Annotated in this window: 1 protein-coding gene; it reads right to left on the bottom strand. The window is 74.7% G+C overall.

The window, feature by feature from the left end; all coding sequences use genetic code 11:
- Positions 1-19: 19 nt before the first annotated feature.
- Complete coding sequence (locus KUM44_RS46605) at positions 20-18,289, bottom strand: type I polyketide synthase (protein WP_302186133.1); 18,270 nt, start codon at positions 18,287-18,289, stop codon at positions 20-22.
- Positions 18,290-18,533: the final 244 nt, after the last annotated feature.

Below are 18,533 nucleotides of genomic sequence, written 5' to 3'. Positions count from 1 at the left end.
GCTCAACTCCGTCTGTGTACTAGGCAAGATCGCCGAATTCGCTGTCGATGAACGCGAGCACTTCCGCCGCGGAGGCCGTTTCGAGGGAGGACTCCTCGGCGCCTTCCCGGGGCGAACCGGCCTCGACCCGCCGCAGGATCCGGCGCAGTCGTGCGACGACTTCGCCCTGTGCTTCGGTGTCGGACCCGATCGCCTCGACACCGGCCTCCAGCCGTTCGAGTTCGCCGATGACCTGGAGCACCGGGTCGTGCTCCGGCGGGGCGGCGAGTTCCAGCAGGTGCTCGGTGAGCGCCGCCGGGGTGGGGTGGTCGAAGACCAGGGTCGCGGGGACCGCCAGGGCGGTGGCCGTCCGCAGGTGGTTGCGGAGTTCGACCGCGGTGAGCGAGTCGAAGCCCAGCGCCTTGAACGCCTGGTCGGGTTCGATGTCGTCGGCCGAGCCGTGGCCCAGTACGGCCGCGGTGTGCTCGCGCACCAGGTCCAGGACGAGCCGGTGGCTCTCGGCCGGGGACAGCCCGGCCAGCCGGTCCGCGAGCGCGGCCCGCTCCCCGGAGCCGGACGCCACGCCCGGTGTGCCGGTGGCCGCCGTCCGCCGGACCCTGACGAGTTCGCGCAGTACGGCCGGGACCGGCTGGTCGGCGTACCGGGTGCGGAGTGCGGCGAGGTCGAGCCGGGCCGGGGTGAGGGCCGGGAGCCCGGTGAGCCGGCCGGTGTCGAACAGGGCGAGGCCGGTGGCCGTGCTGAGCGGGGCCACCCCGGACCGGCTCATCCGCAGCCGGTCGCGTTCCTGGAGCCGGCCGGTCATGCCGCTGGCCTCGCCCCACAGCCCCCAGGCGAGGCTGGTCGCAGGCAGTCCCCGGGCGTGCCGGTGCTCGGCGAGGGCGTCCAGGAAGGCGTTGGCCGCGGCGTAGTTGCCCTGTCCCGCCGCGCCGAGCGTGGCCGAGGCGGAGGAGAACAGGACGAACATCCGGGGCGCGAGGTGCTCGGTGAGCCGGTGCAGGTTCCACGCGCCGCGCACCTTCGGGTGCAGTACGGCCGTGAGCCGGCCCCGGTCCAGTGCCGGGACGACTCCGTCGTCGGTGACGCCCGCGGCGTGCACGACGCCGGCGAGGCGGTGCTCGGCGGCGAGGGAGTCCAGCAGCCGTCGTACGGCGTCCTCGTCCCCGGCGTCACAGGCCTCGACCCGGATCGTCGCGCCCAGCCGGCCGACCTCGGCGCGCAGTTGGTCGACCTCGGGGGTGCCGGTGCCGCGCCGCCCCGTGAGGGTGACGTGGCGCAGGCCGTGCTCGGTGACGAGGTGCTGGGCCAGCAGGGTGCCCAGGGTGCCGGTGCCGCCGGTGATGAGTACCGTCTCGCCGGGCTCGAAGGAGACGGCGGGCAGGGTCAGCACCGCCTTGCCGGTGATCGTCGCCTGGCTCAGCGCGCGGAACGCTGCCGTGGCGTCCCTGATGTCCCAGGTGGTGACGGGCAGCGGGGCCAGCTCACCCGACTCGAAGAGCGGGACGAGCAGAGCGAGGATCTCGGCGATGCGGTCCAGCCCCGCGTCGCCCAGGTCGAAGGCCCGGTAGCGCACGCCGGGATGGTCCGCGGCGATGCGCTCGGGGTCCCGCGGGTCGGTCTTGCCCATCTCGACGAACCGGCCGCCGCGCGGCATCGCACTCAGCGAGGCGTCCACGAACTCGCCCGCGAGCGAGTTCAGTACGACGTCCACGCCGGCGCCGCCGGTCGCCGCCCGGACGGAGTCCGCGAAGTCCAGGGTCCGCGAGGAGGCGATGTGGTCGCGGTCGAGGCCGCCGGCGAGGAGGGTGTCCCACTTGGGTTCGGAGGCGGTGCCGAACACCTCGGCGCCCAGGTGCCGGGCCAGTTGGACGGCGGCCATGCCGACGCCGCCAGCCGCGGCGTGCACCAGCACCGACTCGCCCGCGCCCAGCCCGGCCAGGTCGACCAGCCCGTAGTAGGCGGTCAGGAAGGCGACCGGGGTGGCCGCGGCCGTCTCGTACGTCCAGCCGTCGGGTATCCGCGCCAGCACCCGCCGGTCGGCCACCGCGACCGGCCCGAACGCGCCCGCGACCATGCCCATCACCCGGTCCCCGGGGGCCAGGTCGGTGACGCCGGGCCCGGTCTCCAGGACGACTCCGGCGCACTCGGTGCCGAGGTCCGCGTCGCCGGGGTACATGGCCAGGGCGATCAGGACGTCCCGGAAGTTCATTCCGGCGGCGCGTACGGCGATCCGCACCGCGCCGTCGGCCAGTGGTTCCGCGGCCGCGGGGCAGGGCAGCAGGGCGAGGTTGTCCAGCGTGCCCGCGCCGGTGCTGTCCAGCCGCCAGGGGCCGGAGCCGGTGGGTACGGCCAGGGCATGCCCGGTGTCGGGGCGGGTGAGCCGCCGGGCGTACGACACGCCCTGGCGTACGGCCACTTCGGGCTCGGCGTGGTGCAGGGCTCCGGCGAGGTGCGCGGGGTCCGGTGCCGTGTCGTCGAAGTCGACCAGGGTGATCCGGTCGGGGTTCTCGGTCTGCGCCGAGCGGACCAGACCGGCCACCGTGGAGTGGGCGAGGTCGACGTGCTCCCCGGCGCCGGTGGCCGCCGCGTATCGGGTGCCGATCACCAGGTGGCTGTCGGCGAGCCGGTCGTCGGCCAGCCACCGCTGGAGCAGGTCGAGGGCCCACTCGGCACTGGCGTGGGCCGCTGCCGCGGGGTCGGCGGCAGGGTCCCGCGGGCAGCGGGCGAGCACCGTGCCGCCCGGCGTCTCCTTGCCGTCGGCCAGCGCGGCGGCGTACGCCTCCAGGTCCGGGTGATGCCGCCAGGCGCCCGGCACCGGTTCGCCGACCACAACGCAGTCGGCGGCATCCGGTGCCATGTCGCCGGTGCCGTCCAGCGGCACCCAGCGGGTGGTGAACAGCGCGTCGTCGAGGACCGGCGTACCCTCGCGCAACCGCTCCGGGGAGAGCGGGCGCAGGACCAGGGAGCCGATGGAGACCACCGGCCGCCCGGCCGCGTCGGCGGCGTCCAGGGTGACGGTGCCGTCCTCGGCCCGTACCAGCCGGACCCGCAGCAGATCCGCGCCGACCGCGTGCACCCGCACCTCTCCCCAGGAGAACGGCAGCCGGGCCGAGCCGGGCTCGTCGGTGGCCCGTGCGGCGGGCCCCATCGCGTGCAGCGCGGCATCCAGCAGGCCCGGGTGGATGCCGAATCCGCCGGTCTGCTCGGCGGGCAGGCTCACCTCGGCGAAGATCTCGTCGCCGCGCCGCCATGCCGCCCGCAGCCCCTGGAAGAGCGGCCCGTAGGCGAAGCCGGCGTCGACCAGTCCCTCGTAGAAGCCTTCCATGGCGACCGGTTCGGCTCCCTCGACCGGCCAGGTGCCGAAGTCCATGGGCGCCGTCGCTGCGCCGGAGTCCTCGGTCGGGGCCAGCAGTCCCTCCGCGTGCCGGGTCCAGCGCGCGGCCACGCCGTCAGGGTCGTCCGGCTGCGCGTACACGGCGATCGGACGGCACCCGGTGTCGTCGGGTGCGCCGAGCGTCAGCCGCAGCCGCACCGCGGCGTTCTCGGCCAGCGCCAGCGGCGTGGCCAGGGTCAGTTCGCGCAGGGTGCCGTAGCCGACGCGGTCGCCCGCCCAGCAGGCGAGGTCGACGAACGCGGTGCCCGGTACGAGCACGGTGCCGAGCACCATGTGGTCGCCCAGCCAGGGATGGGTCGCCAGGGACACCCGGCCGGTGCACAGCACCTCGTCGCCCTCGGGCGCGGGCACCCATGCCGTGAGCAGCGGGTGACCGGCCTCGGCCAGCCCGGCCGCCGCCAGGTCCCCGGCACCCGCGACCCGCCGGGGCCAGAAACGCCGCCGCTGGAATGCGTACGTCGGCAGGTCGACGCGACGTGCGCCGGTACCGGCGAACAGCGCCGCCCAGTCGACGGTGGCACCCTGCGCCCATACGCTGCCCAGTGCCTTCAGCAGCGAGTCCTGCTCGGGGTGTTCGGCTCGCAGGACGGGGACGCAGACGGCGCCGGCGCCCAGGTGGTCGAGGGTGTCCTGCGCCATCGCGGTCAAGGTGCCACCGGGGCCCAGTTCCAGGAGCTTGTCCACGCCCCGGCCCAGTACGGCCGTGACACCGTCGGCGAACCGGACCGCCTCGCGCACGTGCCGCACCCAGTACTCCGGGGTGGTCAGCTCCTCTCCCGCGATCCCACCGCTCAGGTTGGACACCACGGCGATGCGCGGCGCACGGAACTCGACGGAGGCCAGCACGTCGGCGAATTCGGCCAGCATCGGTTCCATCCGCGCCGAGTGGAACGCGTGACTGACCGTCAGCCGCTTGGTCCGCCTGCCCTCCTTCGCGAATACGGCGGCAAGGCGGACGACCGGCTCCTCATCACCGGAGAGCACCAGCGACCGCGGACCGTTCACCGCCGCCACCGACACACCGTCCGGCAGCTCCGGCAGCTCCGGCAGCTCGTCCTCGGCGATCTGTACGGCGACCATCGCCCCGCCGGACGGCAGTGCCTGCATCAGCCGGCCACGCGCCGCCACGATCCGGCACGCGTCCTCCAGTGACCACACCCCGGCCACATACGCAGCCGCCAGCTCACCGATCGAATGCCCGAGCAGCACATCCGCCCGCACACCCCACGAACTCACCAGCTCGAACAGCGCCACCTCCAACGCGAACAGGCCCGCCTGCGTGAACACCGTGCGGTCCAAAGCCTCGCCGCCGGAGAAGACCACCTCCTTCACCGGGCGCTCCAGCAGCACATCCAGCTGCGCGCACACCTTGTCGAAGGCAGCGGCGAACACCGGGTAGGTCTCGTACAACTCCCGCCCCATGCCGAGGCGTTGAGAACCCTGGCCGGAGAACAGGAACGCCGTCCCGCCCTCGCTGACCGCACCGCTTGCGCTCAGCGACTCCAACTGCCCCAGGAAGTCGGCCTGCTCGCGCCCGACGAGCACCGCCCGGTGCTCCAGCCCCGCACGAGAGGCAGCCAGCGAGAAGCCCACATCCACCGGACGCGGATCCCGCTCCCGGAGGTGCTCGGCCAACCGCCGCGCCTGCTCCCCCAATGCCTCCGCCGACCGCGCCGACACCACCCACGGCACCAGCCCCGAACCGGCCTCACCCGGTTCAGGCTCCTCCACAGCCTCCGGAGCCTGCTCCAGAATCACATGCGCGTTGGTCCCGCTGATCCCGAACGCCGACACGCCCACGCGCCGCGGGCGACCCGCTCCGGGCCATTCCCGCGCCTCGGTCAGCAGCTCCACCGCACCCGCCGACCAGTCGACTTCAGTCGTCGGCTCATCCACGTGCAGCGTCGGCGGCAGCACCCCGTGCCCGAGGGCCAGTACCGACTTGATCACGCCTGCCGCACCCGCGGCGGCCTGCGTATGGCCGATGTTCGACTTCACCGAGCCCAGCCACAGCGGCCGGTCCCCCGCACGCTCCTGGCCGTAGGTGGCGAGCAGTGCCTGGGCCTCGATCGGGTCGCCGAGCACCGTGCCCGTTCCGTGTGCCTCCACCATGTCGATGTCCGCGAGTGTCAGGCCGGCGTTGGCGACGGCCTGACGGATCACGCGCTGCTGCGACGGGCCGTTCGGCGCGCTCAACCCGTTGGAGGCGCCGTCGGAGTTCACCGCCGACCCCCGCACGACCGCCAGCACCCGATGGCCCCGCCGCCGTGCCTCGGAGAGCCGGGTCAGCACGAGCATGCCGACGCCCTCGCCCCAGCCGGTGCCGTCGGCGCCGGCCGCGAACGCCTTGCACCGCCCGTCCGGTGCCAGACCGCCCTGGCGGGCGAAGGCGTCGAAGGCGTCGGGGGTGGCCATCACCGCGACGCCGCCCGCGAGGGCGAGGTCGCACTCGCCGCCCCGCAGGGCCTGGGCGGCCAGATGCAGGGCCACCAGGGACGACGAACAGGCCGTGTCCACCGTCAGCGCCGGGCCCTCCAGGCCCAGGGCGTAGGCGATACGGCCCGACAGCACGCTGCCGACGGCTCCGGTGAGGGCGTAGTCCTGGCCTCCGTCGAGGGAGGCCAGGAGGGTGCCGTAGTCGTGCGAGCCGGCGCCGACGAAGACGCCGGTGCGGCTGCCGCGCAGGGTCAGGGCATCCGTGCCCGCACGCTCCAGCGCCTCCCAGGAGGTCTCCAGGAGCAGCCGCTGCTGCGGGTCCATCGCCAGCGCCTCACGCGGGGAGATCCCGAAGAACGCGGCGTCGAACTCCGCCGCGTCCGGGAGGAATCCGCCGGTCTGGGAGAACGCCGCGTCGGGGGCGATGTCCCAGCCGCGGTCGGTGGGGAAGTCCCCGATGCCGTCCTTGCCCGCGGCGATCAGGTCCCAGAACTTCTCGGGGGTGGTCGCCCCGCCGGGGTAGCGGCAGGCCATGGCGACCACGACGACCGGGTCGTCGGTGCCGGGCGCGGGCGCCGCGGTGGCGGGCTCGGCCGGGGTGTCCTCCCCGAACAGCAGGGTGCGCAGGCGTACGGCGGCCGCGGCGGGTGTGGGGTGGTCGAAGACGAGGGTGGCGGGCAGGCGCAGGCCGGTCGCGGCGGTGAGCCGGTTGCGCAGTTCGACGGCGGTCAGCGAGTCGAATCCCAGGTCCTTGAAGGGCTTCGACGGTGTGATGGCCTCGGCGCCGGTGTGGCCGAGCGCGGCTGCCGCCGCGGCCCTGACCAGGTCCAGCAGTTCGCGGTCGCGGTCGGCGGCGGACAGCCGGGACAGCCGTGCGGCCAGGTCGGGCAGCTCGGTGTCCGGTTCCGCCGTGTCGGTGCGGGCTGCCTCGGGGATGTCGTCGAGCAGCGGGCGCGGGCGGGCCGCGGTGTAGGCCGCGGCGAAGCGTTCCCAGTCCATGTCGGTGACCGTCAGGGCGGCCTCGTCGTGGTCGAGGGCCTGCTGGAGCGCGCCGATCGCCAGGTCCGGGTCCATCGAGCGCACCCCGCCACGGGCGAGCTCTCGCGCCAGGTCGTCGTCGACCATGCCGCCTCCGGCCCAGCTGCCCCACGCCACCGACGTGGCGGCGAGGCCTCGGCGGCGCCGGTCGGCGGCGAGCGCGTCGGCGTAGGCGTTGGCCGCGGCGTAGGCGCCCTGGCCCGCGCTGCCCCAGACGGCCGCGCCGGAGGAGAACAGCACGAAGGCGTCGAGGTCGTGTCCGGCGAGCAGTTCGTCGAGGTTGCGGGCGCCGAGGGCCTTGGCCGCGCACTGCTCCGCCAGCTCGGCCGGCGTGGTCTCGGCCAGCGGGGCGTTGCGGCTGATGCCCGCGGTGTGCACCACGGCCGTGACCGGGAACCGGTCGGGCACCTCGGCGAGGGCGGCGGCGAGCTGGTCGCGGTCGGCCACGTCGCAGGCGGCGATGGTCACCTCGGTGCCCAGGGCGCCGAGTTCCGCGACCAGTTCGGGGGCGCCGTCGGCGGCCGGGCCGCGCCTGCTGGTCAGCAGCAGATGTCCGGCGCCGGCGTGGGCGAGCCAGCGGGCGACCCGGGCTCCGAGCGCGCCGGTGCCGCCGGTGACGACGACCGTGCCGTCGGGCCGGGGGCGCCAGGGGCGCCGTACAGCCGACCGGTCCAGGGGAGCGCGGACGAGTCGGCGCACCCGGAGGCCGGCGGGGCGCAGCGCGTACTCCTGCTCGTCCGGGGTCGTGGTGAGCGCGGCCCGCAGGAGGCCGGCGGCGCGGTCGTCGGGTTCGGCGGGCAGGTCGACCAGGCCGCCGAGGCGCTCGGGGCACTCCAGGCCCAACACCCGGGCCAGTCCCCAGAGCTGGGCCTGGTCCGGGGCGGAGACCTGGTCGGAGCGGCCGGTGCCCACGGCGCCCTGGGTGAGGCACCACAGGGGCGCGTCGATGCCGGTCTCCCGCAGCACGGTCAGCAGAGTGAGGGTGTCCGCGACGCCGACCGGTACGCCGGGGTGCCGCGGATGCGGGCTGTCGGCGAGTCCGAGCAGGGACACCACGCCGGTCCAGGCGTGGTCCTCGGGGGTACGCGGCCGGGTCCGGACGTCGGCCGGGGTCACGACCGTGGCGGTGTCCTCGCCGAGCGCCGTGAGCGCCCACCGGGCGACGGGCCCCTCGGGGTCGTCGGTCACCAGCAGCCAGTCGCCGGGCAGGGCGGCCGGGACGGCCGGGGTCACCGGAGTCCAGGTGACGCGGTAGCGCCAGTGGTCGACCAGCGCGGAGTCCCGCTGCCTGCGGCGCCAGCCCGACAGGGCGGGCACGAGCTCGGTGAGCGACCGGCCGTCCGGGAGGGCGAGTTCGGCCGCGACGGCGTCCAGGTCGCCGCGGTCCACGGCCTGCCACAGCGGCGCGTCCTCGTCGCCGCCGGGAGCCGTCCCGGCGGGCGCCTGGGCCGGCTCGGGCCAGAAGCGGCTGCGCTGGAAGGGGTAGGTCGGCAGCTCGACCGGGCGGGTGCCGGTGCTGCCGAGCACCGCCCGCCAGTCCACGGGCGCGCCCCGTACGAACGCCTCGGCCAGCGAGAGCAGGAACCGCTCGGGGCCGCCGTCGTCCCGGCGCAGGCTGCCCACGGCCGCGGCGACGGTGCCGGTCTCGTCGACGGCGTCCTGCACGGCGGGGACGAGGACAGGGTGCGGGCTCATCTCCAGGAACACGTCGTGGCCCTGGGCGAGGAGTTCCTCGGTGACCGGCCCGAACAGCACGGGCCGGCGGAGGTTGCGGTACCAGTACGCGGCGTCCAGGCCCGCGGTGTCGAGCCGGGCGCCGGTCGTCGTGGAGTGGAACGGGATCCGGCCCGAGCGCGGCGCGACCCCGGCGGCCAGCTCGGTCAGCCTCGCCTCGATCCGCTCCACCTGGGCGGAGTGGGAGGCGTAGTCGACCGGGATACGACGGGCGCGCAGGCCCGCCGCCTCGCACTCGGCGAGCAGTTCGGCGAGCGCCTCCGGTTCACCGGCGACGACGGTGGAGTGGCGGCTGTTGTTCGCCGCGACGGAGATCCTGCCGTCCCAGCGCCGGATGCGCTCCTGCGTGTCGGCCGGGGACAGCCCCACCGACATCATGCCGCCCTGCCCGGACAGTTCCTCGGCGATCAGCCCGCTGCGCAGGGTCACCAGCGCGGCGCCGTCCTCCAGGGACAGGCCGCCCGCGACGCACGCGGCGGCGATCTCGCCCTGCGAGTGCCCGACCACGGCAGCCGGTTCGACCCCGCAGGCCCGCCACAGACCGGCCAGCGACACACTGACCGCCCAGGAGGCCGGCTGGAGCACGTCCACCCGGTCCAGTCCGGGCGCGCCGTCCGTCTGGTGGATCACCTCGGTCAGGGACCAGTCGGTCAGGGGGGCCAGCACCTCGGCGCAGCGGTCCATCCACTGCGCGAACACCGGCGAGGATTCCCACAGCCGGGCGGCCATGCCGGGCCACTGGGCGCCCTGGCCCGGGAAGACGAAGACGACCCGGCCTCGGGTGTCGGCGGTGCCGCGCACCACGCGGGCGTCCGTCTCCCCGCCGGTGAGCGCGGTGAGCGCGGCCTCACGGTCGGCGGGCTCCTCGGCGAGCAGGACGGCACGCTCGGGCCACAGCGTCCGCGTCGTCACGAGGGCCCTGCCGATGTCGGCGGGGTCCGCCTCGGGCAGCCGTACGAGCATCCGGTCGGCCTGGGCGGCCAGTGCCGGGGCCGACCGGGCGCTCAACACCCAGGGCAGCGCGGGGGTGTTCAGGGCGGGGGGCTGCTCGGCCGCCACCACGTCGGCCTCGGGGGCCTGTTCCAGGATCACATGCGCGTTGGTGCCGCTGACGCCGAAGGCGGACACCCCGGCCCGGCGCGGCCGACCGGCGTCCGGCCACGGCCTGGTCCCGGTGAGCAGTTCCACCGCTCCCTGGGACCAGTCGACCTCGGGCGTCGGCTCGGGGGCGTGCAGCGTCCGCGGCAGCTGGCCGTGCCGCATCGCGAACAGCATCTTCAGCACGCCGGCCATGCCGGCCGCGGCCTGGGTGTGCCCGATGTTCGACTTCACCGACCCGAGCCACAGCGGCCGGTCGGCGGGCCGGTCCTGGCCGTAGGTCGCGAGCAGCGCCTCCGCCTCGATCGGGTCGCCGAGCCGGGTGCCCGTGCCGTGTGCCTCGACCGCGTCCACGTCGGAGGGCTCGCAGCCCGCCTCGGCCAGCGCCTGCCGGATGACGCGCTGCTGCGAGGGGCCATTGGGTGCGCTCAGACCGTTGGAGGCGCCGTCCTGGTTGACCGCGGTGCCGCGGATCACGCCGAGTACGTCGTGCCCGAGGCGGCGGGCGTCGGAGAGCCGCTCCAGCAGGACCGTACCGACGCCCTCGCCCCAGCCGGTGCCGTCCGCGTCCGGGCCGAACGCCTTGCAGCGGCCGTCCACGGCGAGGCCGCGCTGCCGGGAGAACTCCAGGAAGATCTCCGGCCCGGACATCACGGTCACACCGGCCGCGAGCGCCAGGTCGCACTCGCCGGCGCCCAGTGCCTGCACCGCGAGATGCAGGGCCACCAGCGAGGAGGAGCAGGCGGTGTCCACGGTCATCGCGGGGCCTTCGAGCCCGAGGGCGTAGGCGATGCGGCCGGAGAGCACGCTGGACGCCGTACCGGTCAGCACATGCCCCTCGACCTCCGAGGAGCCCAGCAGCGTGGAGTAGGTCTCGCCGTTGGAGCCGACGAAGACGCCGGTCCGGCTGCCGGCGAGGGAGGCCGGGACGATGCCCGCCCGCTCCAGGACTTCCCAGGAGGTCTCCAGGAGGAGCCGCTGCTGCGGGTCCATCGCCAGCGCCTCACGCGGCGAGATCCCGAAGAACCCGGCGTCGAACTCCGCCACGTCCGTGAGGAATCCGCCCTCGCGCACATAACTGGTGCCGGGGTTGCCGGGGTCCGGGTGGTAGAGGTGGTCGAGGTCCCAGCCGCGGTCCTCGGGGAAGGGGCCGATGGCGTCCCCGCCGTCGAGGACGAACCGCCACAGCTCCTCCGGGGTCCGGACACCGCCGGGGAACCGGCAGGCGGCCGACACGATCACGATCGGATCGTCCTCGGTGCGCGCGGCCGCCGGGCGCCGCTCCCCGACGCTGCCGGTGCGGGTGCCTGCCACCAGGGCCGTCAGGTGCTCGACGAGCCTGCCAGGGGTGGGGTGGTCGAAGATCAGGCCGGGCGGCAGCCGCCTCCCGGTGGCCGCGGCGAGCCGGTTGCGGAACTCCACGCCGATCAGCGAGTCGAAGCCGAGCGCGCGGAAGGTACGGTCCTGCGGCACCCGGTCCGCACTCGGCAGGCCCAGTACGCCCGCCACCTCGGCGGCCACCAACTCACCCAGGGCCGCACGGAGTTCGTCACCCTCCAGCCCGCCCAGCCGGTCCGACGCGGGCGCCGTGCCCTGCCGGGGCTCGTGCTGCCGGGCCCGGCGCACCTCGGGGACACCGGTCAGCAGCGGGCTCGGCCGGCCCGGGCCGAAGCCCGCGGCGAACCGCTCCCAGTCGACGTCGGCCACGATCGTCTCGGCCTCGCCGTCGGCGACCACCTGCCCGAGGGTGGCCAGGGCGGCGGCCGGTTCGAGGGGCACGAGTCCGGTCCGCGCCAGCCGCTCCCGGGCCACCTCGGTGTCGGCGGCCATGCCGGCACCGGCCCAGGAGCCCCAGGCCACCGCCGTCGCGGCCAGACCGAGCCGGGCCCGGTGGACGGCCAGGGCGTCCAGATAGGCATTGGCGGAGGCGTAGTTGCCCTGCCCGGCCAGCCCGACCGAGCCCACGAACGACGAGAACAGGACGAACACCGACACGTCCAGGTCCCGGGTGAGCTCGTGCAGGTGCCGCGCCCCGGTCACCTTGGGCCCGGCGACCGCGGCGAACCGGTCGGGCGTGAGCGCGTCCAGCACCCCGTCGTCCAGGACGCCCGCGGCGTGCACGACGCCGGTCAGCGGCCGGTCGGCGGGCAGCCCCGCGATCAGCTCCGCCAGCGCCTCCCGGTCGGTCACGTCACAGGCGGCGACGGACACCTCGGTGCCCGATTCCCGCAGGCGCGAGGTCAGTTCCGCGACCCCCTCGGCGTCGGGACCCCGCCGGCTGGTGAGCAGCACATGCCCGGCCCCGGCCCCGGCCAGCCACCGCACGAGGTGCGCGGCCAGCGCCCCGGTCCCGCCGGTCACCAGCACGGTGCCGTCGGCGGGCAGACGGACCGCGGTGTCGTCGGTGCGCGGGCGCGCCCCGGCCCGGCACAGCCGCCGGGCGAACAGTCCGGCGGCCCGCACGGCCACCTGGTCCTCTCCCGCCCCGCCGGTCAGCGCGGCACACAGACGGTTGCGCGCCATGTCGTCGAGTACGGCGGGCAGATCGACGAGACCGCCCCACCGCTCCGGGTGCTCGAGCGCCGCCACCCTGCCCATGCCCCAGACCTGCGCCTGCTCCGGCGCGGGCAACGGCTCGGCAGGACTCACCGACACCGCGCCCCGCGTCAGACACCACAGCCGTGCGGCCCCGCCGATGTCGGTCAGCGCCCGCAGCAGTACGGCGGTGGCCGCGGCGCCCCCGGACGGCCCGCCGTCGAGCGCGAGCAGCGACACCACTCCCCCGGTGTCCTCACCGAGCGCGCCTCGCAGCACCTCCGCGAACTCGGCGCGGTCGGCTGCGGCGGCGTCGACCCCGATCGTCACGGGCCGCGCGCCATGGGCCTCAAGCGCGGCGGTCACCTCTCGTACGAGATCGTCCTGCTCATCGGCCGCGGGCACGACGACGGCCCACTCGCCGTGCAGCACAGGACGGGAGCCGTCCGGCACGGACGCCCATTCGACGCGGTACCGCAACGGGTCCGAGGACGGCGGCGCCGTCGGCTCCAGCCAGTAACGGCGCCGCTGGAAGGCGTAGGTGGGCAGCTCGACCCGGCGGGGTCCGTACCCGGCGAAGAAGGCGTGCCAGTCCACGGCCGCTCCGCCGGCGTACAGCCGGCCGACAGCGCCGACGGCGGTCCGGTCCTCCGGCTGGTCCCCCCGGAGCACGGGGACGACGGTCACTCCGTGCTCTCGGCCCTGCTCGGCGAGGGTGTCGTGGGCGAGCGAGGTCAGGGTGCCGTTCGGGCCGAGTTCGAGGTAGTGGCGTACGCCGGCGCCGTGGGCGGCACCGACGCCGTCGGCGAACCGGACCGCCTCGCGGACATGCCGGACCCAGTACTCCGGGGTCGTCAGTTCCTCACCCGCGATCCGGCCCGTGAGGTTGGAGATCACCGGGATCCGGGGCGTACGGAACTCGACCGAGGCCAGCACGCCGGCGAACTCGGCCAGCATCGGCTCCATCCGCGCCGAGTGGAACGCGTGACTCACCGTCAGCCGCTTGGTCCGCCGGCCCTCCTCCGCGAATACGGCGGCAAGGCGGACGACCGGTTCCTCATCACCGGACAGGACGATGGACCGGGGACCGTTCACCGCCGCCACCGACACACCATCCGGCAGCTCGGGCAGCTCCTCTTCCGCCGCCTCGACCGCGAGCATCGCGCCACCGGCGGGCAACGCCTGCATCAGCCGGCCCCGCGCCGCCACGATCCGGCAGGCATCCTCCAGCGACCACACCCCTGCCACGTACGCCGCCGCCAGCTCGCCGATCGAATGCCCGAGCAGCACATCCGCCCGCACACCCCACGAACCCACCAGCTCGAACAGCGCCACCTCCAACGCGAACAGACCGGGCTGAGCCCACTCCGTACGGTCCAGGCCCGCGCCCTCGAACACGACATCGCGCAGCGCCCCGTCGAACCCGGCACACACCTCGTCGAAGGCAGCGGCGAAGACCGGATACGTCTCGTACAACTCGCGGCCCATACCGGCACGCTGAGAACCCTGACCCGAGAACAGGAACGCCGTCCCGCCCTCACTGACCGCGCCGCCTGCGCTCAGCGACTCCAACTGGCCCAGGAAGTCGGCCTGTTCACGCCCGACCAGCACCGCCCGGTATTCCAGCCCCGCACGCGCCGTGGCCAGCGAGAACCCCACGTCCACGGGACGCGGACCAGCCGCACGCACATGCTCGGCCAGCCGCCGCGCCTGCTCCCCCAACGCCTCCGCCGACCGCGCGGAGACCACCCACGGCACGAGACCTGCCACATCACCGGAAAGCGCAGGCTCATCAACCTCCGGCGCCTGCTCCAGAATCACGTGCGCGTTCGTCCCACTGATCCCGAACGAGGACACACCCGCCCGCCGCGGACGCTCCGCACTCGGCCACTCCCGCGCCTCCGTCAGCAGCTCCACCGCACCCGCCGACCAGTCCACCTCAGGCGTCGGCTCATCCACATGCAACGTCCGCGGCAACACCCCGTGCCGCATCGCCAGTACCGACTTGATCACGCCCGCCACACCCGCGGCCGCCTGCGTATGACCGATGTTCGACTTGAGCGAGCCCAGCCACAGCGGCGCATCCTCGGGCCGCTCCTGGCCGTAGGTGGCCAGCAGTGCCTGCGCCTCGATCGGGTCGCCCAGGGCCGTGCCCGTCCCGTGCGCCTCGACCATGTCGACGTCCGCCGCCGACAGTCCGGCCGAGGCCAGCGCCTGCCGGATCACCCTCCGCTGGGACGAACCGTTGGGCGCGGTCAGGCCGTTCGACGCGCCGTCGGAGTTCACCGCCGAGCCCCGCACCACGGCCAGCACCTGCCGCCCGTCGCGCACCGCGTCCGAGAGCCGCGCCACGGCCAGCATGCCGACGCCCTCACTCCAGCCGGTGCCATCGGCGCCGGCCGCGAACGCCTTGCACCGCCCGTCCCCCGCCAGGCCGCCCTGGCGGAAGAACTCGGCGAACATGCCCGAGGTCGCCATGACGGTGACGCCGCCGACGAGGGCGAGGTCGCACTCGCCGTTCCGCAGCGCCTGCGCGGCCAGATGCAGGGCCACCAACGACGACGAACAGGCCGTGTCCACCGTCAGGGCCGGGCCCTGAAGACCCAGGGCGTAGGCGATACGGCCCGACAGCACGCTGGGTGCCGTGCCGGTGAGAACATGCCCGTCGGCGTCCGAGGGTTCGTGCAGTCGGGGGCCGTACTCCGAGGGGCTCGCGCCGATGAAGACGCCGGTGCGGCTGCCCCGCAGGGAGAGGGCGTCCACGCCTGCCCGTTCCAGGACCTCCCAGGAGGTCTCCAGGAGCAGCCGCTGCTGCGGGTCCATCGCCAGCGCCTCACGCGGCGAGATCCCGAAGAACCCGGCGTCGAACTCCGCCACGTCCGGGAGGAATCCGCCCTCGCGGGGGAAGCCGGCGGCGATTTCCCAGCCCCGGTCCACGGGGAGCGCGGTGATCGCGTCGCCCCCGCCGGACACGAACCGCCAGAGGTCCTCCGGTGTCCGTATCCCGCCGGGGAGGCGGCAGCCCATGCCCACGATCACGACCGGGTCGTCGTCCGCGGCCACGGCGGTCATCGGCGCCTCGTCCGGGTGCGGCGTCCCGTCGGCCTGGAGCCGGCGGGCCAGGGCGTCCGGCGTCGGGTGGTCGAACAGCAGGGTGGTGGGCACCCTGCGGCCGGTTGCCTCGGTGAGCCGTTCGCCGAGGTCGGCCAGCATCAGGGAGCTGAAGCCCAGGTCCTTGAAGGGCGCGTGCGGGGCGACATCGTCAGGGGACCCGTGGCCGAGCACCAGAGCCGTGGCGTCCCGGACCAGTTCCAGTGTCGTACGGTCCCGGACCGGCGGGGCCGGCTCGACCGCACGGGGTGCACGCGACGCCTGATGGCCGTGGCGCGGGGTGGCCGCGGGGGTGCCGGCCGGCTCGGGCAGCCAGTGCCGGCGGCGCTGGAAGGCGTAGGTGGGCAGCGGTATCCGCCGCGCGTCCGGCCCCGTGGCCAGTCGCTCCCAGTCCAGCGGCACGCCACGGGCGTACAGCGTGGCCAGCGCGGCGACCACCGCGCCCGGTTCCGTGCGATCGCCGCCGCGCAGCAGGGGCACGGACACGGTCTCGGCGCCGCGCAGGCAGTCGCGTGCCATGGCCGACAGCACTCCGTCGGGGCCGAGTTCGAGGAGGGTGGTCACGCCCTGGTCCTCAAGGAGGCGCACCCCGTCCAGGAAGCGGACGGCGGCGCGGGCGTGCCGGACCCAGTACTCGGGCGAGCGGGCCTCGGCGTCCGTGAGGAGGGTGCCCGTCTCGTTCGAGACGATGGGGATGCGGGGCGCGTCGAAGGTCAGGCCCTCGGCGATACGGCGGAATTCGGCGAGCATGCCGTCCATGTGCGGGGAGTGGAAGGCATGGCTGACCCGCAGCCGCTTGGTCTTGCGTCCCTGGGCCGCCCAGTGCGCGGCCACGGCGAGCACGGCGTCCTCGTCGCCCGCGATCACGGTGGCGGCGGGGCCGTTGAGCGCCGCCAGGGTCACCGACTCGGTGACGAAGGGCGCGAGTTCGTCCTCGCTCGCCTGGATCGACACCATCGCGCCGTCCGACGGCTGGGCCTGCATCAGCCGGCCGCGGGCCGTGACGAGCGTGCACGCGTCGGTCAGGGACAGCACTCCGGCGACGTGTGCGGCGGCCAGTTCACCGACGGAGTGGCCGAGCAGCATGCGCGGGGTCGGTCCGTAGGCCTCGGTGAGGCGGAAGAGGGCGACCTCGACCGCGAACAGGGCGGGCTGGGTGAACTCGGTGCGGTCCAGCAGGGCGGCCTCGGGCGACCCTTCCGGGGCGAACAGCACATCCCGCAGCGGCAGTCGCAGGTGCGGGTCCATGGCCGCGCACACCTCGTCGAGGGCGGCGGCGTACTCCGGCGAGGTCCGGTACAACTCGGCCGTCATACCGGGCCGCTGGCTGCCCTGCCCGGTGAACATGAAGGCGAGGGAGCCCTCGGTGACGGTGCCGCGCACGACGTCTGGGCTCGGGGTGCCCTCGGCGAGCCGGTCGAGTGCGGCCGCCACCTCGTCGGGCTCGCCGGCGGTGATCACGGCGCGGTGGCCGAACGCGGTCCGGGCGGTGGCCAGGGTGTGGGCGACGTCCGTGAGCCGCAGGCCGGGGTGGGTGTCGAGGTGTTCCTTCAGCTTCCGCGCCTGGGCGCGCAGCGCCTCCTCGTCCCGGCCCGAGACGAGGAGAGGGGCCGGTGTGCCGGTGGGCCGGACGCCGGGTGCCGCCTCCGGTACGACGCCGTCCCATTCGGTGAGGACGACATGGCAGTTGGTGCCGCCCATGCCGAAGGAGCTGACGCCCGCGACCAGCGGGCCGGCCTCTTGTGGCCAGGCGTGCAGGGCGGTGTTGACGCGCAGGCCGAGGTCCGTCAGGGGGATGCGGGGGCTGGGGGTGTCGAAGTTGAGGCTGGCGGGGACCTCCCGGTGCCGTACGACCAGCACGGCCTTGAGCAGTCCCGCGATGCCTGCGGCGCCTTCGAGATGGCCGATGTTGGTCTTCACCGAACCGACCAGCAGGGGCTGTTGCCCACTGCGGCCCGCGCCCAGCACGGCGCCGACGGCCGCGGCCTCCACGGGGTCGCCGGCCGGGGTTCCGGTGCCGTGCAGTTCCACGTATCCCACGGCGGCGGGGGAGATCCCGGCCTGCTCGTAGGCGGCGGTCAGCACCTCCTGCTGGCCCTCGCGGTCGGGCACGGTCAGTCCGTCGCCGCCGCCGTCGTTGTTGACGGCGCTGCCCGCGAGCACGCACAGGATGTCGTCGCCGTCCGCGACCGCGTCCGCCAGCGGCTTGAGTACGACGACACCGCCGCCCTCGCCACGGACGTAGCCGTTGGCCCGGGCGTCGAAGGTGTAGCAGCGTCCGTCCGGGGAGAGCGCGCCGAAGCGTTCCACGGCGAGCGTGCTGTCCTCGGCCAGGATCAGGTTCACCCCGCCGGCGAGAGCCACGGAGCACTCGCCCCGGCGCAGGCTCTCGACGGCGAGGTGGACGGCGACGAGGGACGAGGACTGCCCCGAGTCGACCGTGAAGCTCGGCCCGTGCAGGCCCAGGGTGTAGGAGACCCGGTTGGCGATCATGCCCCGGTTGAGGCCGGTGGCGGTCTCCGGGGTGGTGGCCTGCGCACCGGCCGCCCGGGACAGCGCGGCGTAGTCGTCGGCGATAGCCCCGACGAAGACGCCGGCGTCGCCGCCGGCGAGGCGGGCGGGCACGATACCGGCGTCTTCGAGTGCTTCCCAGCACAGTTCCAGCATCAGCCGCTGCTGCGGGTCCAGCACCGCCGCCTCGCGCGGCGAGATACCGAAGAAGGCGGCGTCGAACCGGTCGACCGACTCCAGGAATCCGCCTCGCCGGGGTGCGTACGGCCGATCCGTCGCCGGGGTGCCGACGGCTTCCGCGCCCTGACGCAGCAGCCCGCGGAACTCATCCGGTCCGGCCGCGCCGGGGAGCCGGCACGCCATTCCCACTACCGCTATCGGCGAGGTGGACCGTGCCCGGAATTCAGCGCCCTCTGACTCGGATCCACCCGCCATGTGTTTCCTTACCTCACTAGGAATACGCGAAGCGCGCTCAGCGCGGCGTGCGTGCAGCCGCAGTTCATTTCCGAATATCGGCTCGTCCCGCCCCTAGCCTCAACCACTATCCGACCCCTTAGCCGGGGTGTGGCGTGAGACTCCGTCGATGCGCCGACCGGTGTCTTTCCGCTGCCCAGGGGGTCCGGGCGGGGCGGCCGGAACGGCCGAGCGGCGGCGCACCCTTACGGGGTGCGCCGGCGCT

Origin of the sequence: Streptomyces sp. AC550_RSS872 (assembly GCF_019049285.1) — a bacterium.
Taxonomy (GTDB): domain Bacteria; phylum Actinomycetota; class Actinomycetes; order Streptomycetales; family Streptomycetaceae; genus Streptomyces.
This window is presented reverse-complemented; position numbering and strand designations above follow the sequence as displayed.

Coding starts and splice junctions, on each gene's coding strand:
- KUM44_RS46605 (WP_302186133.1), bottom strand. CDS start 18,289: ATGGCGGGTGGATCCGAGTCAGAGGGCGCTGAATTCCGGGCACGGTCC.